18 protein-coding genes are annotated in these 20,434 nt (G+C 67.5%); 10 read left to right on the top strand and 8 right to left on the bottom strand.

Annotated elements, in window-relative coordinates; all coding sequences use genetic code 11:
* Nucleotides 1–77: 77 nt before the first annotated feature.
* Nucleotides 78–1,472, top strand: coding sequence for a hypothetical protein (locus tag RRU_RS18775; RefSeq protein ID WP_011391383.1), 1,395 nt, complete (start codon nucleotides 78–80; stop codon nucleotides 1,470–1,472).
* A gap of 25 nt (nucleotides 1,473–1,497) precedes the next feature.
* Nucleotides 1,498–2,001 (top strand): L,D-transpeptidase family protein, encoded by a 504-nt coding sequence (locus RRU_RS18770; protein ID WP_011391382.1) that lies wholly within the window; start codon nucleotides 1,498–1,500, stop codon nucleotides 1,999–2,001.
* Here the strand turns inward: RRU_RS18770 and RRU_RS18765 are convergent.
* Entirely contained in the window at nucleotides 1,998–2,714 is a 717-nt protein-coding gene (locus RRU_RS18765; RefSeq protein ID WP_014626629.1) for a YggS family pyridoxal phosphate-dependent enzyme, read from the bottom strand. The two genes, RRU_RS18770 and RRU_RS18765, sit on opposite strands and share 4 nt — an antisense overlap.
* 122 nt (nucleotides 2,715–2,836) lie before the next feature.
* Between RRU_RS18765 and RRU_RS18760 the strand changes: the two genes are divergently transcribed.
* The 5 genes from RRU_RS18760 to holA all read left to right on the top strand — a co-directional run bounded on the left by RRU_RS18760 (nucleotide 2,837) and on the right by holA (nucleotide 8,543).
* Nucleotides 2,837–3,616, top strand: a complete 780-nt coding sequence (locus tag RRU_RS18760) for a thiamine phosphate synthase (RefSeq protein ID WP_014626628.1) — start codon at nucleotides 2,837–2,839, stop codon at nucleotides 3,614–3,616.
* Nucleotides 3,617–3,667: 51 nt separating this feature from the next.
* A complete protein-coding gene (locus RRU_RS18755; RefSeq protein ID WP_011391379.1) occupies nucleotides 3,668–4,273 on the top strand; it encodes a DUF3576 domain-containing protein in 606 nt (201 codons plus the stop codon).
* Nucleotides 4,274–4,367: 94 nt separating this feature from the next.
* The gene (gene leuS / locus RRU_RS18750; protein ID WP_011391378.1) at nucleotides 4,368–6,956 is read left to right on the top strand and encodes a leucine--tRNA ligase; all 2,589 of its coding nucleotides are present in this window, start codon (nucleotides 4,368–4,370) and stop codon (nucleotides 6,954–6,956) included.
* Nucleotides 6,943–7,506 (top strand): LPS assembly lipoprotein LptE, encoded by a 564-nt coding sequence (gene lptE, locus RRU_RS18745; protein ID WP_011391377.1) that lies wholly within the window; start codon nucleotides 6,943–6,945, stop codon nucleotides 7,504–7,506. The genes leuS and lptE overlap by 14 nt, the downstream gene beginning before the upstream one ends.
* Before the next feature lie 8 nt (nucleotides 7,507–7,514).
* On the top strand, nucleotides 7,515–8,543 hold the full coding sequence (holA, locus tag RRU_RS18740) for a DNA polymerase III subunit delta (RefSeq protein ID WP_011391376.1): 1,029 nt from the start codon (nucleotides 7,515–7,517) through the stop codon (nucleotides 8,541–8,543).
* Nucleotides 8,544–8,857: 314 nt separating this feature from the next.
* On the opposite strand, the gene RRU_RS18735 is transcribed toward holA, so the two are convergent.
* The 6 genes from RRU_RS18735 to RRU_RS18710 all read right to left on the bottom strand — a co-directional run bounded on the left by RRU_RS18735 (nucleotide 8,858) and on the right by RRU_RS18710 (nucleotide 14,948).
* Nucleotides 8,858–9,838 carry a ParB/RepB/Spo0J family partition protein gene (locus RRU_RS18735; protein ID WP_011391375.1) on the bottom strand — a complete coding sequence of 327 codons (981 nt, stop codon included), beginning with the start codon at nucleotides 9,836–9,838 and terminating at the stop codon, nucleotides 8,858–8,860.
* A complete protein-coding gene (locus RRU_RS18730) occupies nucleotides 9,835–10,665 on the bottom strand; it encodes a ParA family protein (protein WP_011391374.1) in 831 nt (276 codons plus the stop codon). The genes RRU_RS18735 and RRU_RS18730 overlap by 4 nt, the downstream gene beginning before the upstream one ends.
* Nucleotides 10,658–11,263 (bottom strand): 16S rRNA (guanine(527)-N(7))-methyltransferase RsmG, encoded by a 606-nt coding sequence (rsmG, locus tag RRU_RS18725; RefSeq protein WP_011391373.1) that lies wholly within the window; start codon nucleotides 11,261–11,263, stop codon nucleotides 10,658–10,660. Before rsmG ends, RRU_RS18730 begins: the two co-directional genes overlap by 8 nt.
* A 63-nt stretch (nucleotides 11,264–11,326) precedes the next feature.
* Nucleotides 11,327–13,216 (bottom strand): tRNA uridine-5-carboxymethylaminomethyl(34) synthesis enzyme MnmG, encoded by a 1,890-nt coding sequence (gene mnmG / locus RRU_RS18720; RefSeq protein ID WP_011391372.1) that lies wholly within the window; start codon nucleotides 13,214–13,216, stop codon nucleotides 11,327–11,329.
* A 59-nt stretch (nucleotides 13,217–13,275) separates the two neighbouring features.
* Nucleotides 13,276–14,643, bottom strand: a complete 1,368-nt coding sequence (mnmE, locus tag RRU_RS18715; RefSeq protein ID WP_011391371.1) for a tRNA uridine-5-carboxymethylaminomethyl(34) synthesis GTPase MnmE — start codon at nucleotides 14,641–14,643, stop codon at nucleotides 13,276–13,278.
* A gap of 29 nt (nucleotides 14,644–14,672) precedes the next feature.
* Nucleotides 14,673–14,948 carry a DUF6489 family protein gene (locus tag RRU_RS18710; protein ID WP_011391370.1) on the bottom strand — a complete coding sequence of 92 codons (276 nt, stop codon included), beginning with the start codon at nucleotides 14,946–14,948 and terminating at the stop codon, nucleotides 14,673–14,675.
* Between the two features lie 200 nt (nucleotides 14,949–15,148).
* On the opposite strand from RRU_RS18710, the gene RRU_RS18705 reads away from it, so the two are divergent.
* Genes RRU_RS18705 through RRU_RS18695 form a run of 3 tightly spaced genes read left to right on the top strand, consistent with a single transcriptional unit; the run spans nucleotide 15,149 to nucleotide 18,717 of the window.
* A complete protein-coding gene (locus tag RRU_RS18705; RefSeq protein ID WP_011391369.1) occupies nucleotides 15,149–17,191 on the top strand; it encodes a thioredoxin domain-containing protein in 2,043 nt (680 codons plus the stop codon).
* Between the two features lie 30 nt (nucleotides 17,192–17,221).
* Complete coding sequence (locus RRU_RS18700; protein WP_011391368.1) at nucleotides 17,222–17,719, top strand: methylated-DNA--[protein]-cysteine S-methyltransferase; 498 nt, start codon at nucleotides 17,222–17,224, stop codon at nucleotides 17,717–17,719.
* 23 nt (nucleotides 17,720–17,742) lie between these two features.
* A complete protein-coding gene (locus tag RRU_RS18695; protein ID WP_011391367.1) occupies nucleotides 17,743–18,717 on the top strand; it encodes a quinone oxidoreductase family protein in 975 nt (324 codons plus the stop codon).
* Between the two features lie 102 nt (nucleotides 18,718–18,819).
* On the opposite strand, the gene rho is transcribed toward RRU_RS18695, so the two are convergent.
* Nucleotides 18,820–20,076, bottom strand: coding sequence for a transcription termination factor Rho (rho, locus tag RRU_RS18690; protein WP_011391366.1), 1,257 nt, complete (start codon nucleotides 20,074–20,076; stop codon nucleotides 18,820–18,822).
* Nucleotides 20,077–20,434 lie beyond the last annotated feature (358 nt).

Below are 20,434 nucleotides of genomic sequence, written 5' to 3'. Positions count from 1 at the left end.
GTGATGGCACAAAGTTTGCTTTGATATGGGTGACTTAGAGGGTCCCTCGGGACCGCCCCCGCTTCAAGGAACCGACCATGGCCGTCGACGCGACAGTTTCCGCCGCACCGACTCCGGCAAAGGACCAAGCGACCCCCGGCTATCGGATCGAGGGCGACAAGGTCATCAACGACGGTTTCCTGGACGGCTTCACGTTCTGGGACGCCCTTGATGTGGTCAACCCCTTGCAGCACATTCCCATCGTTGGCCCGATCTACCGGGAACTCACCGGCGATGAACTGAAAGCGGGCCCCCGGTTGGCCGGCGGAACGCTGTTTGGCGGGGTGCTGGGTCTGGTCGATGCCGCCGTCAACGTCGCCGTTCAAAAGATGACCGGCAAGGACATCGGCGGCCATGTGATCGCCTTGGCCAAATCGGCCGCCGGCTATGACGAGGAGCCGGTGCTGACCGCCAAGGTCGCCGCGCCGAGCGGTACCGCCGCCGCGCTTGATCCCCATGCCCCGATCAGTTTGCTGCCGCCCAAATGGCAGGCCACGGCCAGCGCCGCGTCGACCGCCGGCGCGGGCACTGGTGCGGGCGGGCCGGCGGACAAGACCATGCCCCTTGGCTATGACGCCCTGACCCCGGCCGGGGCGGCGAGCGGCGCCACCGGCGCCGGGTCGGGCAAGGCCAAACCGGGCAAGGTCGATCTGATCCTGCCCCAGCAGAAGGCCGACCGGACCAGCGGCAGCGAACCCCAGGGCCTGCCCCTGGGCTATGACGCCCTGGCGGCGACCGGGGCCAAGACCAGCGCCGTCCCCTCGGCCCAGGTGGCGAAGCTGCAGGCCCAGACCGGCGACGCCAAGGCCGCCCTGGCCCGCACCATCGCCGCCCAGGAAGGCGGCCAATTGGGCACCATCGGCCAGCAGGGGGGCCAGCAGGGAAGCCAGCAAAGCGCCTCCGCCCGCCGGCCCGGCCCCACCAGCCTTACCCAGCAAGAAGGCCCGCAACGCACCTTCTCGGGCAAGACCCTGGCCCAGTATCAGGCCCAGGCCCCGGGCGTGGTGACGGCGCGCATGCCGACCACGCTGACCGGTTCGCGCGTTGGCTCGGCGCAGACCGTGGCCCCCGGCCGCTCGCCGCGCGAGTTGACCGATCCGGCGACCATGGCCGGCCTGCTTACCATGCAGGCCGAGGCCAACCGCCTGCCCAAAACCTCGAACGGCCAGTCCCAAGGTGGGGACAGCGGGGCGACCGATGTGGGCGATACCCTGAGCATTCCCGAAAAAGGCCGACCGACGGCTTCGGCGACGCCGCCAAACGGCTTGACGACCTCCCCCGGCGTGGCGTCTTCTGCCGCCGCGGCCCCGGCCGCAGCCGTTACTGGGGATCAAACCAGCCCCTGGTTCAACCAGCAGATGATGCGCGGGCTGGAAAAGTACCAGAAATCCCGGGGTGGCCTTCCGACCAGCGGCACCGACATCAACGCCTGATAAGCCTTTTGGCGGAGGTTAAGCGATGGCTGCGCTGCTGCGCGTGGGTCCCGACGCCCTGTTGCGGGTGAACGATCTGGTTTTCCCCTGCCGCCTGGGCCGCGCCGGCCGACGGGCCGACAAAGTGGAAGGCGATGGGGCGACGCCGATCGGCCGCTTCCCCTTGCGCACCGTTTTCTACCGCCCCGACCGGGGCGAAGCGCCGGCCGGCGGCCTGCCGGTCCGCGCGCTTGATCCCTCGATGGGCTGGTGCGACGATCCCGCCGACCCCGCCTATAACCAGCCGGTCACCCTGCCCTATCGGGCAAGCGCCGAAACCCTGTGGCGCGACGACGACCTGTACGACATCGTCGTCGTGCTTGGTCATAACGACGACCCGGTGGTTGTCGGCGCCGGCAGCGCCATTTTCCTGCACGTCGCGGCCGCCGATGGCCGGCCCACCGCCGGCTGCGTCGCCCTGGCCGTCGCCGACCTGCGCCGCGTGCTGGCGCTCTGCGACGAAAACGCCGAGATCGAGATCAGCCCCTAACCCCCGATCGGCGTGCCGAGCAGGGCGCGGCGGTCGCCGAAAATCGCCGTTCCCAGGCGCACATGGGTAGCGCCAAAGGCCACGGCCACCCCGTAATCGGCGCTCATCCCCATGCTCAGCACCCCCAGCCCGTGACGGCGGGCGATTTCGCGCAGCAGGGCGAAATGGGGAGACGGTTCGTCGTCGACCGGGGGAATGCACATCAAGCCGCGCACATCGAGCCCCAAATCCTCGCGGCATTCACGCAAAAAACCATCGGCGTCGCGCGGCAGGATCCCGGCTTTCTGCGGCTCCTCACCCGTATTGACCTGGATGAGCACCGGCAGGCGCCGTCCCTGATGGTCCATCTCCTCGGCCAGGGCGCGGGCGAGGCGCGGGCGATCGACCGAATCGATGGCGTCAAACAGCGCAACGGCCTCGCGCACCTTGTTGGTTTGCAAGGGCCCGATCAGATGCAGATCGATATCGGCGTGATCGGCCTTGAAGGCCGGCCATTTGCCCTGGGCCTCCTGAACCCGGTTCTCGCCGAACAAGCGGTGGCCGGCGCGCAGGGCGGCGCGCACCCGTTCGGGCCCGTTGTTCTTGCTGACGGCGACCAGGGCGACCCCGGCGGCGTCGCGGCCCACCGGCTTGCAGGCGTCGGCGATGGCGCCGCGCACGGCGCGCAGGTTTTCGACCACGTCGAGACAGGGGGCGGGAAGCGGTTCGATCATCTCACAGTCCATTCGCGGCGGTGGGGTCCCGGCGGGCGAGGACGCTTTCGCGCCGCTCCCGGCCGCCATTCCGCGCATAACGGGTGCGGCCGGGGGCGCGCGGGGGTAAGCTCGCCCGTATCATGCCCCGTACCCTAGTGCATTTCATCGCCAAGGGGAGCCCGCTTTCACGCCTAGGCTCCCGCCGCTCCGCCGCCGCCCCGCCGCGACTGCTGCTGATGACCGATGACCAGCGCTTGGCCGATCCGCTGGGCGCGGCCGACCGTCTGCCGCCCAAGGCCGGGGTGATCGTGCGCCATTACGCCTGCGCCGGCGCCGTCCGTCATGGGTTGGCCCGGGCGCTGATCGCCCGGCTGCGGGCGCGGCGCATCGCCGTCATCCTGGCCGCGCCGTCGCCCGCCCACGCCTTGCCGGCGGGCTTGGCCGGCCTGCATCTGCCCGACAAGCTGGCCGCCCATGGCTTGCTTGCCCGCCTGTTGCTGTGGCGCCGGGCGGCGCGGGGTCGTTGGCTTTGCGCCGCCGCCCATGACGCCCCGGCGATGATCCGCGCCCGCCGCCTGGGCTGCGCCCTGATCGTGCTGTCGCCGCTGTTCCCCACGGCCAGCCATCCCGGCGCCCGGGGGCTTGGCGCGCGGCGCGCCGCCTTGCTGATCCACCGGCTGGCCGCCCGCCGCGCGCCGGCGGGCTCACGCGCCGGCAAAGCGCCGGCGGTGATCGCCCTTGGCGGCATCTCGACGCTCAGTTTTCGCCGGCTTGCCGGCTGCGGCTTTGGCGGAATCGCCGGAATTTCCGCCCTTCCGGGGATGAAATGGCGGCGATCGGGCCGCGAAAAGCCAAAGCCGCGTACCGGGGATGGAAAAAGCCGGCGGCCACCGGTATGTTTGTCGCCGCTTTCGGCGTGACCGGCACCCCGCCCCTTCGCCCTTCCGCCTCATCGACGGGTAACAACAACCATGACCTCCTGGCATCACCCCACCCTGCCGCAGCCTGTTTCCCCTGCGCGATCGAAGCGAACCGCCCGCGGGGCGGCCACGGTGCTCGCCGTCGCCTTCACCCTTGGGCTGACGGCTTGCGAAGGCTCGCAGGCCGTCTTCCCCGAGCAGGACAAGGCCACCAAACAGCGCGTCTACCGCGATCCGTCCAAGCCCGATGAAACCCCGGGGCTGTTCGGGCCGAGCGGCCTGAACATCCTGGGCGGCAAAGGCGGTTCGTCCGAGCCGGGCGCCAGCGGCGTCGGGGTCAATAGTTTCCTGTGGCGGGCCTCGCTCGACACCATGGGCTTCATGCCGCTGACCTCGGCCGATCCCTTCGGCGGGGTGATCATCACCGATTGGTACGCCCCCCCCGAAAGCCCCAACGAACGCTTCAAGGCCAATGTCTATATCCTGTCCAAGGGCCTGCGCGCCGATGGCGTGAAGGTCTCGGTGTTCAAGCAGCAGCGCAGCGCCGGGGGAACCTGGAGCGACGCGCCGGTGGCGACCGAGGTGGCGACCGATATGGAAAACGCCATCCTGACCCGGGCCCGCCAATTGCGGCTTTCGGTGATGAACGCCCAGTAACCCTTTCCCCGCGGGGCGCGCGCGCCTCCGCGCCGGCCTCCCCGCTGTCCGGCCCGCCCCGCTTCCTGTTTGGCTAAAGAAAGACTGTCGAGAAATGGCGTCCGAGGATCGTTACAACGTTAAGGAAACCGAGGCCAAGTGGCAGACCGCCTGGGCCGAAGGCGGATGTTTCACCGCCCGCGAGGATCGGACGCGGCCGAAGTATTATGTTCTTGAAATGTTCCCCTATCCGTCGGGGCGCATCCACATGGGCCATGTGCGCAATTACACGCTGGGCGACGTCGTCGCCCGCTTCAAGCGGGCCCAGGGCTTCAATGTGCTTCATCCGATGGGCTGGGACGCCTTTGGCCTGCCGGCGGAAAACGCCGCCATCCAGCGCGGCGTCCATCCGGCGACATGGACCCGTCAGAACATCGCGATCATGCGCGAGCAGTTCAAGCCGATGGGGCTGTCGATCGACTGGAGCCGCGAGGTCAGCACCTGCGAGCCGGCCTATTATCGCCACGAACAGAAGATGTTCCTGGATTTCCTCAAGGCCGGTCTGGCCTATCGCCGTGAATCCTGGGTCAATTGGGACCCGGTGGAGCATACGGTGCTGGCCAACGAGCAGGTGATCGACGGCAAGGGCTGGCGCTCGGGCGCCCCGGTCGAGCGTCGCAAGCTGTCGCAGTGGTTCTTGCGCATCACCCGCTACGCCGAGGATCTGCTGGCCGCCATCGGCGATCTTGATCGCTGGCCCGATAAGGTCCGGCTGATGCAGACCAATTGGATCGGCCGTTCGGAAGGCGCCCGGGTGCGCTTTGGGCTGGTCGGCCGCGATCAGGCGCTGGAGGTCTATACCACCCGCCCCGATACGCTGTTTGGCGCGTCGTTCTGCGCCATTTCGGCCAATCATCCGCTGGCGGCTGAAATCGCCGCCACCAATCCCGATCTCGCCGCCTTCATCGCCGAGTGCGGGCGCATGGGCACCAGCGAGGTCGAGATCGAGACGGCCGAGAAAAAGGGCTTCGATACCGGCCTCAAGGTGCGTCATCCCTTCGATCCGGCCTGGGAACTGCCGGTCTATGTCGCCAATTTCGTGCTGATGGAATACGGCACCGGGGCGATTTTCGGCTGCCCGGCCCATGATCAGCGCGACATGGACTTCGCCCGCAAATACGGCCTGCCCGTGCGCGCCGTCGTCGCCCCGGCCGGGGTCGACGCCGAGGCTTTCGCCAAGGATCTGGAAGCCTCCGACACCGCCTTCTCCGAAGATGGCGTGGCGATCGCTTCGGGCTTCCTCGATGGCCTTCCGGTCAGCGAGGCCAAGGCCCGGGCGATCGCCCATATCGCCGAGCTGGGCGCCGGCGAAGGCGTGGTCCAGTTCCGCCTGCGCGACTGGGGCGTTTCCCGCCAGCGCTATTGGGGCTGCCCGATCCCGATCATCCATTGCGACGACTGCGGCCCGGTCCCCGTGCCCGAGGATCAGCTGCCGGTGCTGCTGCCCGAGGATGTGACCTTCGACAAGCCGGGCAATCCGCTTGATCACCACCCAACCTGGAAGCATGTGGCCTGCCCGCAGTGCGGCAAGCCGGCGCGGCGTGAAACCGATACCTTCGACACCTTCTTCGAAAGCTCGTGGTATTTCGCCCGCTTCTGCGCCCCCCACGACACCGACAGGGCCTTCGAGCGCGAGGCGGTCGATTACTGGCTGCCCGTCGACCAATATGTCGGCGGTGTCGAGCATGCGGTTTTGCACCTGCTGTATTCGCGCTTTTTCACCCGGGCGCTGCGCGATTGCGGCTATCTGGGGGTGAGCGAGCCCTTCACCGGGTTGTTCACCCAGGGCATGATCTGCCACGAGACCTATCGCGACACGGATGGCGCTTGGCTGTCGCCCGATCAGATCGACAAGGCCGCCGATGGCACGGCGACCCTGCTGTCCGACGGCTCGCCCGTCAGCGTCGGCCGGTCGGAAAAGATGTCGAAATCGAAGATGAACACGGTCGATCCGACCGCCATCCTCGAGTCGTACGGCGCCGATGCCGCCCGGCTGTTCATGTTGTCGGACAGCCCGCCCGACCGCGATATGGATTGGACCGATTCCGGCATCGAAGGCGCTTGGCGCTATATCGGCCGGCTGTGGCGGATGGCCCTTCAGCCGCAGATCGACCCCGGCGCCGTCGGCGCGCCGCTTCCCGCCGATCTTGGCCCCGGGGCCGCTGCCCTGGTTCGCCACGTCCACAAGGCGGTGGCCGGCGTCACCGATGATCTGGAGAAATTCCGCTTCAACGCCGCCGTCGCCCGCCTGCGCGAGCTGACCAACGCCATCGCCGCCCTTGACGGCAAGGAGGCCGGGGCCGGCGCCGTTTATCGCTTCGCCCTGGAAACCGCCGCCCGGCTGGCGGCGCCGATGATCCCCCATATCGCCGAGGAGATGTGGAGCCATCTGGGCCGGGACGGGCTGCTGGCCGAAACGCCCTGGCCGACCTGGGACCCCTTGATGCTGATCGACGATCAGGTGACCATCGCCGTGCAGGTGAACGGCAAGATGCGCGGCACCGTCGATCTGCCCAAGGACGCCAAGCGGGAAGATGCCGAGGCCGCCGCCCTGGCCCTGCCCACCGTTCTTGCCCAGCTTGCCGGGGCCGCGCCGCGCAAGGTTATCGTCGTGCCCAACAGGATCATCAATGTCGTGGTCTAGACGCCAGGCCCTTGTCCTTCTCGCCGGGGCCCTGGTCCCGGCGGGCTGCGGCTTCCGGCCGATGCTGGCCGATCGCCCCGGCGCCGCCGGCCGTGGCGGGGCCTCGGGCGCCTTGGCCGGGATCTATGTCCATTCCGTGACCTATTCCAAGGAAGAGGATGCGCGCTTCGGTCAGGAAATCCGCAATGCCCTGATCGATCGCCTTGGCCTTCCCGATCAACCGACCTATGGGCTGACCCTGGTGGGCAGCTTGATCCGGCGCAGCTCGGGCATCACCAAGAGGGACCGGACCACCCGCTACACCATGAGCGCCTCGATCACCTTCCAGCTGCGCGCCCTTGATCGCGCCGGCGTGCAGCCGCCCAAGCCGCTGCTGTCGGGAACCGAGACCTCATGGGCGGCCTATGACGTGATCGGCTCGCCCTTCGCCAACGAGATGAACGAGCGCGACGCGGTCAGCCGCACCGCCGAACAGATCGCCGATCAGCTTTACACCCGCCTTGGCGCCTATTTCTCGCAAGCCCCGGCTCCGGCCGGCCGGGTTCTTTAGCCGCGCCCGTGAAACTGACCGGCCAAGCCATCGACGGCTTCCTGCGCAAGCCCGATCCGAAAATCCGCTGCGTGCTGGTTTATGGCCCCGACGAGGGGCTGGTGCGCGAGCGGCTGGAGCAGCTGGCGCGCACGGTGGTCGCCGATCCCAAGGACCCCTTCCGCATCACCGACCTGTCGGGCGACGATCTGCGCGCCGATCCGGCGCGGCTGGCCGACGAGGCGGCGGCCCTGGCCTTTGGCGGCGGGCGGCGGCTGGTGCGTCTGCGTCAGATGACCGACCAGCACGCCCCGCGCCTTAAGGCCTTCGTCGAAGCCCCGGTTGGCGAGGCCCTGGTGCTGGTCCAGGGCGGCGATCTCACGGCCCGCTCCGCCCTGCGCAAGCTGTTCGAAGGGGCTAGCGCCGCCGCCGCCCTGCCCTGCTACGCCGATGAGGGGCGGTCGCTTGAGACCCTGGTGCGCGCCACCCTGGCCGAGGCCCGGCTGGCCGCCGCCCCCGAGGTGATCGACTATCTGGTGGCCAATCTGGGCGGCGATCGCGGGGTCAGCCGCTCGGAACTGGCCAAGCTGGTGACCTATTGCGGCAAGGCCACCAGCGTGTCCCTGGACGACGCCCTGGCCTGCGTGGGCGATAGCGCCCAGATCGGCCTTGATATGCTGACCAACGCCGTGGCCGAGGGCGATAGCGCCACCGCCTTGCGCGCCCTTGACCGCCTGGGTCAGGAAGGCATGGCGACGGTCGCCCTTCTGCGGGGCCTGACCCGCCACTTCACCCGGCTGCATCTGGTCGCCGGACTGATCGCCGGGGGAACGAGCGTGGATCAGGCCCTGGCCGCGCTCAAGCCGCCGGTGATGTTCAAACTGGCCCCGCGATTCCGCAGCCAAGTTCAGCGCTGGTCAGCCGAGCGCCTTGCCCAGGCCCTGGATCTGTTGCTTGACGCCGAAATCGACGCGAAGAGCAGCGGCCTGCCCGAGCGCGCCCTGGTGGAACGTCTGTTGCTGCGTCTGGCCCGGGGGGCAAAAACCGCCAGCCGCTGAAGAGGACGCCCTTGGCCTCGATCCGCGGGACGGATGTCCGCCCCCTTGCTTTCGTGAATGGGTATTTCTTTGTTTTTTCAACAGGTTCCGCAGGTCCAAGACTCGCGGCCGCAGGGCGATCGATCCCCCCCCAATCGCCCCGCGTCCCCCCTGTCATAGGAATTTTGGCGGCATTGGGGCGGCCGTGGATCAAAATTCGCTCAAACTCTTCCCGGGGGTGGCGACGGACCGGTGACCGATCCCCCCCTCTTGTCGTAACCGGGTCGGCGGCAAGGATCGCTCCGCCCCATCCCCGTGAATGGGATTTCCGCCAATTACCCGTTGGCGAGGGGGGGCTCTTCACCGGCCAAGCGCTGCAGGGGGCCCTGATGGCCACGGGTCAGGCGATGGAGGATGTCGTCAAGCTGGGAGAGACTATCGTAGTCGATGGTCAGCCGGCCACCGCGCGCCTTGGCCGAAATCTCGACCGCCAGACCCAGAACATTGGAAATATCGCGCTCAAGGGCCAGGGTATCGGCATCTTTGTCTGTCGGCGCCGCCGTCGCCGGCCGACGCGGCTTATTGGCCGCCGCCGCCGCCTGCTGCACCAGCTTTTCGGTCTGCCGCACATTCAAGCCGCGCGACACGACAAGACGGGCGAGATCGGAGATCGCCTCGGTCGTCAACAAGGCCCGGGCATGGCCGGCCGAAAGCGCCCCCTTCTCCACCATCTCGCGCACGTCATCGGGAAGCTGCAGCAATCGCATGGTATTGGCGACGTGACTGCGGCTTTTGCCGACGACCTTGGCCAGATCTTCCTGGGTATGGGCGAAATCCTCCAGCAGGCGGCGATAGCCCTCGGCTTCTTCCAGCGGCGAAAGATCCTGGCGCTGCAGGTTTTCGATCAGCGCGACTTCCAGGGTTTCCTGGTCGGAGAAGCTGCGGACCAGCACCGGCACTTCATGGAGCTGCGCCCGCTGGGCGGCGCGCCAGCGCCGTTCACCAGCGATGATCTGGAAGGTGCCGGGTTGATTGGGATCGGGCCGGGCGAGAATCGGCGACAAGATTCCCTTGGCGCGGATCGATTCCGTCAGATCGGCGATCGCCTCTTCATCGAAATGGCGGCGCGGCTGATCGGGGTTGGGAACGAGGGCGCCGACCGGCAGCACCTGAATCGCCCGTCCCGAGGCGACAGCGGCGGCGGCGGCGGCGGCGGATTCCTGAACGACGGTGTCGTTGGGATCATCGCCAAGCAGGGCCGATAACCCCCGGCCCAGACCGCGCCGCCGACCGGGTGCTGCTGTGTCTCCGTTCATGCCGCCAATCCGCCTTCCTGCTTGATTATCTCGCCGGCCAAATGCAGATAGGCCTGCGACCCGGCACATTTAAGGTCATAGAGCAGCACGGGCTTGCCATGGGAGGGCGCCTCGGAAATCCGCACATTGCGCGGAATCACCGTCTTGTAGACCTTGGCGCCGAAATAGTCGCGCACATCGGCCGCCACCATCTCCGACAGGTTATTGCGGCGATCGAACATGGTCAGAACGATGCCTTGAATTTCCAGGCGCGGATTGAAGGCCTTGCGGACACGATCGATGGTCTTGACCAGATGGCTCACCCCTTCCAGGGCGAAGAATTCGCACTGCAGCGGCACCATCACCGCATCGGCGGCGATCAGGGCGTTAAGGGTCAGCAGGCCCAAGGCCGGCGGGCAATCGACCAGCACATAATCAAAATCGATCAGTTCATCGGCCAAGGCCATGCGCAGGCGGAATTCGCGCTGCGTCCGCTCGACCAGCTCCAACTCGGCGCCGGCCAGATCGACGCCGGCCGGAATCACCGCCAAGCGCGGAATGCCGGTGGGGGTGACGGCGGCGCGCGCCTTGGCGTCGCCCATCAAGATATCATAGGTGGTGACTTTGCGGGCGGCGGACGACAGGCCGAGGCCGGTTGAGGCATTGCCCTGCGGATCCATATCGATGATCAGCACCCGCTTGCCGGTGGCCGCCAGGGCGGTGGCGAGATTGATCGCCGTGGTGGTCTTGCCCACCCCGCCCTTCTGATTGGCGATGGCGATGATCCGCGGGGTGTTGAGAACGAGCTTGGCCGACAACGCGGGGGCCGCGATGGCTTGATCAGGCACGGTGTATCTCTCCGATGCGCAGGATATGTCCGGTGGGATCGCTGCGGCTGGCAAACCGCTCCACCGACATTGTCCATTGGCTCTGGGCCTCGGTCAATTCGTCATCAACCGATTGGCCCTTCAGGAACACCCCTTGTGCACCCGCGAGAAGGAAGGGGGCGGCACCCTCGAGGATCCGTGCGAGGGGCGCAAAGGCTCGGGCCGTGACCACATCCACCGGGAAGACCGGCAGGGCTTCGAGCCGCAGCGTATGGAGGACGATTCGGGTGTTGGTGATCCGCGCCGCCTCGATGAGAAAGGCGCTCTTGCGACCATCGGCTTCCACCAGATGAACCTCGGGCACGCCGAGGATGGCCAGAACCAGCCCGGGAAATCCGGCGCCGCTGCCCAGATCAAGCAGCACCCGCGTCGGGGTCGGCAGCAACGCCAGCAGTTGGGCGGAGTCCAAAAAATGCCGGCGCCAGGGATCGTCCAGGGTGGTTTTGCCCACCAGATTGATCCGCCGTTGCCACTTTTCGAGCACCGCAAGATAGGCCTCCAGCCGCTCGACTGTTTCACGTGAAACAGGAACGTCAGCGGCGAAGGCCTCGGGCGTCATCGGCGGCACCGGGTTCTCCTTATCCAAACCAGGAAAAAAGCGCAACGTCGGCGGCCAACTGTTTCACGTGAAACACTCTTCCACCGAGTCTCTCTCCCTTCTCTTCACATGTCGGAGCAGAGCCGTCAAGGCCGCCGGGGTCATACCGGGAATGCGCGCCGCCGCGCCAAGGGTCGCCGGCCGGGCCAAAGTCAGCTTGCCGCGCAGTTCCGCCGACAGATTGGCTAGGCCGTCATAGGCCAGATCGGCGGGCAGAACCAGGGCCTCATCGCGGCGAAAGGCGGCGACATCGCCATGCATACGCTCCAGATAGCCGGCATAGCGGGCGCCGATTTCCAGTTGCTCGGCGACATCGGGGCGGATCGCCCCGAGCTCGGGCCACAGGGCCACCAGCCGCGCCCAGTCGATATCGGCATGGCAGAGCAGATCCAGCGGCGTCCGCCGCTGACCGTCCTGATTGACGGCGATGCCGCGCCGGGCCAGGTCCGGCGGGGTCAGCGCCAAGCCGTCGATCATCGTCCGCGCCGCCGTCAACGCCGCCCGCTTGTCCTCGAAGGCGGCGGTGCGCGCGGCGCCGACGCAGCCCAAAGCGATGCCCTTGGCGGTCAGCCGCAGATCGGCGTTATCGGCGCGCAGCAGCAAGCGGTATTCCGCCCGCGAGGTGAACATGCGGTAAGGCTCGGTGGTGCCCAGGGTAATCAGGTCGTCGACCAGAACCCCCAGATAGCCCTCGGCCCGGTCGAAGGTGATCGGCGCGGCCCGCTCCCCCGCCCCGGCGACGCGGGCGGCGTTGAGGCCGGCGATCAGCCCTTGGGCGGCGGCTTCCTCATAGCCGGTGGTGCCATTGATCTGGCCGGCGAGGAACAGACCGGGCAAACGGTCGGTCTCCAGCGTCGGGCCCAGGCAGCGCGGATCGACGAAGTCGTATTCGATGGCATAGCCCGGCCGCATCATCTCGGCCTTTTCCAGACCGGGAATGGTGGCGAGCAAGGCCAGTTGAACATCGATCGGCAGGCTGGTGGAAATGCCATTGGGATAGACCGTCGGATCATCCAGCCCCTCGGGCTCGAGGAAGATTTGATGGCGGTCGCGGTCGGCGAAGCGCACCACCTTGTCCTCGATGCTCGGACAATAGCGCGGCCCCACCCCCTGGATCTGCCCGGAATAAAGCGGCGCCCGATGGAGATTTTCGCGAATCACGCGATGGGTCTCGGCGGTGGTTTCGGTGATGGCGCAGGAAATTTGCGGCGTGGTGATCGCCGTGGTCAGGAAGGAAAACGGCGGCGGCGGCTCATCGCCGGGCTGGCTTTCCAGGGTCGCCCAGGCGATGGTCCGGCCATCCAGGCGCGGCGGCGTCCCGGTCTTCAGCCGGCCCAAGGGAAAGCCCAGACGGGCCAAGGTCGCCGATAGCCCAAGGGCCGGCGCCTCGCCGATGCGCCCGGCTGGGGTGGTCTGGGTGCCGATATGAATAACGCCGCGCAGGAAGGTGCCGGTGGTCAGCACCACCGCCCCGGCGCGGTGCACCCCGCCCTCGGCGTCGATCACCCCGGCGCAGCGGCCGTCGTTCCCGATCAACAGATCCTCGATCGCCAGGGCGGCCAGGGTCAGCCCCGGCTGATCGGCCAGGATCGCCCGCACCGCCTGGGCGTAAAGCGCCCGATCGGCCTGGGCGCGCGGACCGCGCACCGCCGGTCCCTTGGAGCGGTTGAGGATGCGAAACTGGATGCCGCCGCGATCGATGGCCCGGCCCATCACCCCATCCAGGGCGTCGATCTCGCGCACCAGATGGCCCTTGGCCAGACCGCCGATCGCCGGATTGCACGACATGGTGCCGACGGTTTCCAGCTTATGGGTGGCCAGCAGGGTCTTCGCCCCCAGCCGCGCCGCCGCCGCCGCCGCCTCGGTGCCGGCGTGGCCGCCGCCAACCACGATCACATCCCAATGGTTCGTCATGGGGTCCCGTCCCTCTCTCGGGCCTGCCCCCTTCAGCGGGGGCGGCCGGGCTGTGCTCTTTATTTGCCGATGCAGAAATCGCGGAAGATGACATCAAGAACGTCATCCACCGTCACCCGTCCGGTGATGCGGCCGATGGCGCGCAGGGCGAGGCGCAGGTCCTCGGCCACCAGTTCGGCCAGAGGCGCTTCGGCCGCCCGCCGCAGCGCGGCGCGCGCCTCCATCAGGGCCGAGCGGTGGCGCTGGCGGGTCAGGGCCGGGGTGCCATCGCCCTCGAAAAAAGCCCGGGCCCGGCTTTCCAGGGCCGCCTCCAAAGCGTCCAGCCCCTCGCCGGTTAGCGTCGAAACCGGCAGGGCACCCCGGGCCAGCCAGCGCTCGACGGCGCGCGGATCGAGTAGATCGCGCTTGGTCACCACCCGCAAAACCGCTTCTCCGGTCAAATCGGCGGCCGGATCATCGGCCCCGTTTTCCACCGTGCCATCGCTGACCGCCAGGGTCAGATCGGCGGCGGCCAGCCGGGCCCGGGCCCGGCGCACGCCTTCGGCCTCGATGCCGTCGCTGGTCTCGCGCAAACCGGCGGTATCGGCGACCACCAGCGGATAGCCACCCAGATCGAGGGCGACCTCGACGATATCGCGGGTGGTGCCGGCGATATCGGAGACGATCGCCGCCTCGCGCCGGGCCAGCCGATTGACCAGACTGGACTTGCCGACATTGGGGGCGCCGACCACCGCGACCTGCAGACCGTCGCGCAGGCGCTCGCCCCGGTGACGGTCATCGAGATGACCGGCCAGGGCGTCGGCCAGGGCGCCGATGCCCCCGCGCACCGCCGTTTCCACTTCGGGCGGCAGGTCCTCATCGGGGAAATCAAGCACCGCTTCAAGATGGGCAAGCAGGCCGATGCCGGTCTTCCGCCAGCCCTCATAGAGCCGGACCAGGGCGCCATCGGCTTGGCGCAGGGCCTGACGGCGCTGGGCCTGGGTCTCGGCATCGACCAGATCGGCCAGGGCCTCGGCCGCCGTCAGATCAAGCCGGCCATTGAGGAAAGCCCGCCGCGAAAACTCGCCGGCCTCGGCCGGACGCAGGCCGGGCAGATCGCCCAAGGCCCCCAGCACCGCGGCAAGAACCGCCCGCCCGCCATGGATATGAAGCTCGGCCACATCCTCGCCGGTGAAGCTGGCCGGCGCCGGAAACCACAGCACCAGGGCGTCATCAAGAACCTCGCCCCCCTCCTCCGGCCCCGGGCCGGTGGGCCCTGGGCCGCTGGGGGGGGAGCGCAGCGCCGCGCGGGTCGCCCGGCGGGCTTCGGGCAGCCGGCCGGCCAAAAGCGTCAGGGCGGTTGCGGCCCGGGGTCCGGACAAGCGAACGATCGCGACCCCCGCCCGACCACGGGCGGTGGCGGGGGCAAAAATGGTATCGACGGTCATAGAACCAATGTCGCGGCCGCGGGGCCGCCCTATTCCTGAGGTTTGCGGGGGTCGCTTTTGCCGGTGGCGCCGCTGGCGGCCTTGGCGAATTGCGACCAGAAAAAGTCCTGCAGCGCCCCGATATTGCTGACCTGGGTTGGTAACCAGGTCTTGAGCAACGCTTCGGGCTCCATGGCGCCGAGATTGGCGCTCAGGCGATCTTGCATCTGCTTGAGCAGCGCCTGCTGCATCGGCTGTACATCGGGTAAACCAAGAAAGGCCCGGGCCTCTTCGGGCGTACAGTCCACATCAACCGTGACCTTCATCGCTCGACCCCTTCCCGGTATGTCGGCGCCTGTTGCAAAGCCCACGCCGTAACCCGAAGTTAGGGCATGGAACCGGGTTAGGCAATCGTCGCGCCCGGTTCTTTTCGCCGCCGCCCGCGCGGTGCTGGTCCTGACCGCCCTCCCCTTAGCCCGTACCCCTTTAAGCCCGCGCCCCCTCAAGCCCGCGAAGGATCCGTCCGATGAGCCGCAACCGCCTTGGCGAGGAAACCTCCCCTTATCTGCTGCAGCACAAGGACAACCCGGTTCACTGGCTGCCCTGGGGCGAGGAGGCCTTCGCCGAAGCCCGGGCGCTCAATCGGCCGGTGCTGCTGAGCATTGGCTATTCGGCCTGCCACTGGTGCCATGTCATGGCCCACGAAAGCTTCGAACACCCCCAGGTCGCCGAGGTGATGAACGCCCTGTTCGTTTCGGTCAAGGTCGACCGCGAGGAGCACCCCGATGTCGATGCCCTCTATCAGGGGGCCCTGGCCTTGATGGGGGAACAGGGCGGTTGGCCGCTGACCTTGTTCCTGACACCGGAGGGCGAACCGGTCACCGGCGGCACCTATTTCCCGCGCGAGCCGCGTTATGGCCGCCCGGGCTTCGTCCAGGTGCTGCGCCAGGTTTCCGAGATCTTCCGCAGCGCCCCCGATAAGGTCGCCGAGACCGCGGCGCGCCTGCGCGAGGCCCTGGCCGAGATGAACGCCGGCGATCGCGCGGGCGGCGTCGCTCTTAGCCTGCCCCAGCTCGATGACGCCGCCCGCGCCTTGCTCAGTCATATCGACGGGGTGGCCGGCGGCCTGAGCGGGGCGCCGAAATTCCCCATGCCCTTCGTTTTCGATTTCCTGTGGCGGGCCTATCTGCGCACCGGCGACGCCAAGCTGAGGGCCGCCGTCACCCTGACCCTGGAGCGCATGGCCCAGGGCGGCATCTACGATCATCTGGCCGGCGGCTTCGCCCGCTATTCCACCGACAGCCTGTGGCTGGCCCCGCATTTCGAAAAGATGCTCTATGACAACGCCCAGCTCATCGCCCTGATGACCCTGGTGTGGAAGACCACCCGCAGCCCGCTGCTGGCCCGGCGCATCGCCCAGACCGTGGCCTGGGCGCAGAGCGAGATGATCGGCGACAATGGCGCCTTCGCCGCCAGCCTGGACGCCGATAGCGAGGGCGGCGAAGGTCGCTTCTATGTGTGGGACGAGGCCGAGATCGACGCCGCGCTGGGCGAACAGGCGGCGCTGTTCAAGCAGGCCTATGACGTCACCCCCCAGGGCAATTGGGAGGGGCGGACGATTCTGAACCGCGCCACCCTCAGCCAGCCGCCGACCCATGCCAGCGGCCTTTTGGACGAGGGCAAGGAAGACGCCATCGACGCCGCCTTGGCCCCCGCCCGCGCCCTATTGCTCGACCGGCGCGGCCAGCGGCCGCGCCCCGGCCGCGATGACAAGGTTCTGGCCGATTGGAATGGCCTGATGATCGCCGCCCTGGCCGAAGCCGGCGAAGCCCTGTCCCGCCCCGAGTGGGTCGCCCTTGGCCGCAGCGCCTTTGACGCCGTCGTCGCCACCATGAGCCGCGAGGACGGTCGCCTCGGCCATGCCTGGTGCGCCGGCCGGCTGGGCGAGACCGCCTTGCTTGAAGACTACGCCGGAATGATCCACGCCGCCCTCGCCCTCCATGGCATCAGCGGCGAAGCGGCCTTTTTAACGCAGGCGCAGGTCTGGGCCGAAACCGTCGAGCGCCAGTACCGCGATCCGCGCGGCGGCTACTTCCAAAGCGCGGCCGATGCCTCGGCCCTGATCGTGCGCACCCGCGGACTGATCGACAGCGCCCAGCCGTCGGGCAACGGCCTGCTCGCCCAGGGTCTGGCCCGGCTGTTCCTGCTGACCGGCAAGGAGCTGTATCGCCAGAGGGCCGAGGATATCCTAGCCTCCTATGGCGCAAGTCTGTCCGAGCGCTTTCCCCATACGGTGTCGGTGCTGGCGGCTTTTGAGCTGCTCGCCGCCGGGATTCAGGTGGTGCTGGTCAATGATGACGGCCGCCTGGGCCGCGTCCTTGCCGAGGCGCCGAGCGCCACTTTGGTGGTTACCCGCCTGAGCGAGGGCACCCCCCTGCCCCGCGACCATCCGGCTTTCGGCAAGACGGCTTTGGGGGGGCGACCGACCGCCTATGTCTGCAGGGGCCCGGTGTGCGGTCGGCCGCTGACCCAGCCCGACGACCTGCGCCAGGACCTTCTCGGCCGCTGACCACCCCGCTTCGCCAAAGGAGGCGCCGCCATGCCCCGCATAACCCTTGCCAGCCCTGTGGGGCCCCTGTGGCTAGAGGAGCGGCACGACGCCCTGGTGGCGCTGGGGTGGGGCGAGGACGAGACCATCCCCCCGCCCGGGGCCGGCGCTCTCGCCGCCACGCCGCTGTTGGCCGAGGCCGCCCTGCAGCTGGCCGCCTATTTCGCCGGCGCCCGGCAAGGCTTCGATCTGCCGCTGGCCCCGGGCGGCACCGACCATCAGGCGCGGGTCTGGGCGGCGCTCCGCGAGATCCCCTTCGGACGCACCGAAAGCTATGGCGCCCTCGCCGCCCGGGTCGGTTCTTCGGCGCGCAGCGTCGGCACCGCCTGCGGGCGCAACCCCTTACCCATCCTTATCCCCTGCCATCGCGTTTTGGCGGCGGCGGGCGCCGCGGGCGGTTACTCTGGGCGCGGCGGTCTTGAAACCAAGCGCCGCTTGCTCGCCCTTGAAGGGGTGCCTTTGCCCGGAGAAACCCTCTCGCTGTTTTAAGCCTGTAAAAAAGGAGACTGCTCTTGGCCAAAGCCATTCGCTTTCGCGAGGTCGGCGGACCCGAGGTCCTGACCTTGGAAACCGTCGATCTGCCCGATCTCGGTCCCGGCGACGTTCTGCTGCGCCAGACCGCCGTCGGCGTCAATTATATCGACACCTATCAGCGCAGCGGCCTTTATGCCCTGCCTTTGCCCAGCGGTTTGGGGTTGGAAGCGGCGGGGGTGGTCGAAGCGGTGGGCCCCGGGGTCTCGCTGGTCGCCGTCGGCCAAAGGGTGTGCTATGGCACCGGACCGCTGGGCGCCTATGCCGACCGCCGGGTGATGCCCGAGAACACCTTGCTGGCGATCCCCGATACCATCACCGACACCCAGGCCGCCGGCATGATGCTGCGCGGCATGACCGTGCGCTATCTGATCCGCCAGACCTTCCCGGTTCAGTCCGGGATGACCGTGCTGCTCCATGCGGCGGCCGGCGGCGTCGGGCTGATCGCCTGCCAGTGGCTGAAGCATCTGGGCGTCACCACCATCGGCACGGTTGGCAGCGACGAAAAGGCCGCCCTCGCCCGCGCCCACGGCTGCAGCCACGTCATCAACTACAGCACCGAGAACTTCGTCGAGCGGGTACGCGAGATCACCGGCGGCCAGGGCGTACCCGTGGTTTACGACGGGGTCGGCGCCGCCGTGTTCGAGGGCTCGCTGGATTGCCTGCAGCGGCGCGGCATGATGGTGACCTTTGGCAATGCCTCGGGACCGGTGCCGCCGATCGCCCCCGCCCTGCTCAGCCAAAAGGGCTCGCTGTTCCTGACCCGGCCGACCCTGGCCCATTACACCGCCGATCGCCGCGAGTTGGTCGACACCGCGAATGATCTGTTCGCCGTCGTCGGCAATGGCGCGGTGAAGATCGATATCGGCCAGACCTATGCCCTGGCCGATGCGGTCAAAGCCCATCAGGATCTGGCCGGCCGCCGCACCACCGGCTCGACGGTGCTAATTCCCTGACGGCTTCGCGCCTGCAGCGCTGTTTCACGTGAAACAAAAAAAGGGGCCCCCTGCAGACAGTCTGCAGGGAGCCCCAAATTTTAAAAGCGATAAGCGCCTGAATCAGGAATTCATCGCGTCGAAGAAATCGTCGTTGTTCTTGGTTTCCTTCATCTTGCCAAGAAGGAATTCCATGGCGTCCTGAACGCCCATCGGCGAGAGGATCCGGCGCAGCACCCACATCTTCGACAGCACATCCTTGCGGACGAGAAGTTCTTCCTTCCGGGTGCCCGAGCGGGCGATATCGATCGACGGGAAGACGCGGCGGTCGGCGAGCTTGCGGTCCAGGATGATTTCCGAGTTACCGGTCCCCTTGAACTCTTCGAAGATCACCTCGTCCATGCGCGATCCGGTATCGATCAGCGCCGTGGCGATGATGGTCAGCGATCCGCCCTCTTCGATATTACGGGCGGCGCCGAAGAAGCGCTTGGGGCGCTGCAGGGCATTGGCGTCGACACCACCGGTCAGCACCTTGCCCGAACTGGGCACCACGGTGTTATAGGCGCGGGCGAGACGGGTGATCGAATCAAGAAGGATGACGACGTCGCGTTTGTGCTCGACCAGGCGCTTGGCCTTTTCGATCACCATCTCGGCGACCTGAACGTGGCGCGAGGCCGGTTCGTCGAAGGTGGAACTGACCACCTCGCCGTTCACCGAGCGAGCCATGTCGGTCACTTCCTCGGGCCGCTCGTCGATGAGCAGCACGATCAGATAGACTTCCGGATTATTGGCCGAAATCGCATGGGCGACGTTCTGCAGCATCACCGTTTTACCGGTGCGCGGCGGCGCCACGATCAGGGCGCGCTGGCCCTTGCCCAGCGGCGTGATGAGATCGATGATCCGGGTGGTGAATTCCTTGCGGGTCGGATCGTCGATTTCCAGCTTCAACCGCTCATCGGGATAGAGCGGCGTCAGATTGTCGAAATTGATGCGGTGACGGACGGATTCCGGCGCCTCAAAGTTGATCTTATTGACCTTGAGCAGGGCGAAATAGCGCTCGCCATCCTTGGGGGCGCGGATCTGGCCCTCGACCGTATCGCCGGTGCGCAGACCGAAGCGACGGACCTGACTGGGCGAGACATAAATATCATCGGGCCCGGGCAGGTAATTGGACTCGGGCGCCCGCAGGAAGCCGAAGCCGTCCTGAAGAATTTCCAGAACCCCCTCGCCAAAGATTGCGGTATCATTTTCGGCGAGTTGCTTCAAGATCGCGAACATCATGTCCTGCTTGCGCAGGTTGCTCGCGTTCTCGATCTCCAGTTCTTCGGCGAAAGCCAAAAGATCGGCCGGAGATTTGCTTTTCAGTTCCTGAAGGTGCATGGAGTCGTCTCGAACAGAGAGGATATCGTGGAAGAGCGAGCGGAAGGCCGATGATGCCCGGCTTGCGGAGCCGGTCGAGAACCCGGTCAAATAGCCAGAAAAGGCGGACTGGATCCGGCCCGAGGCGGAGCGGTCGAACGAACCCCGTTCGGGGAGCACAAACAAAGGCGTTATCGGGGAAAGACACCGTGCCGCCTGCAGGGAAACCCGCGAGGGAAAGCCTTCGTTGCAGGCAGGAAGGACGATGTCGAAGAAGATTGGGCCCAATGGCCCCGTCAGACGCTCCGAAACATGTAGCGGTTGCGACGGGGCCAGTCAACGGCAATGACACCGCAAGAGCCGGATTTCTTTTGGTAAC

This window comes from Rhodospirillum rubrum ATCC 11170 (assembly GCF_000013085.1).
In the GTDB taxonomy this organism is placed as follows: Bacteria; Pseudomonadota; Alphaproteobacteria; order Rhodospirillales; family Rhodospirillaceae; genus Rhodospirillum; species Rhodospirillum rubrum.
The sequence above is the reverse complement of the archived record's forward strand: the minus strand, read 5'-3'. Positions and strand labels throughout refer to the sequence as shown.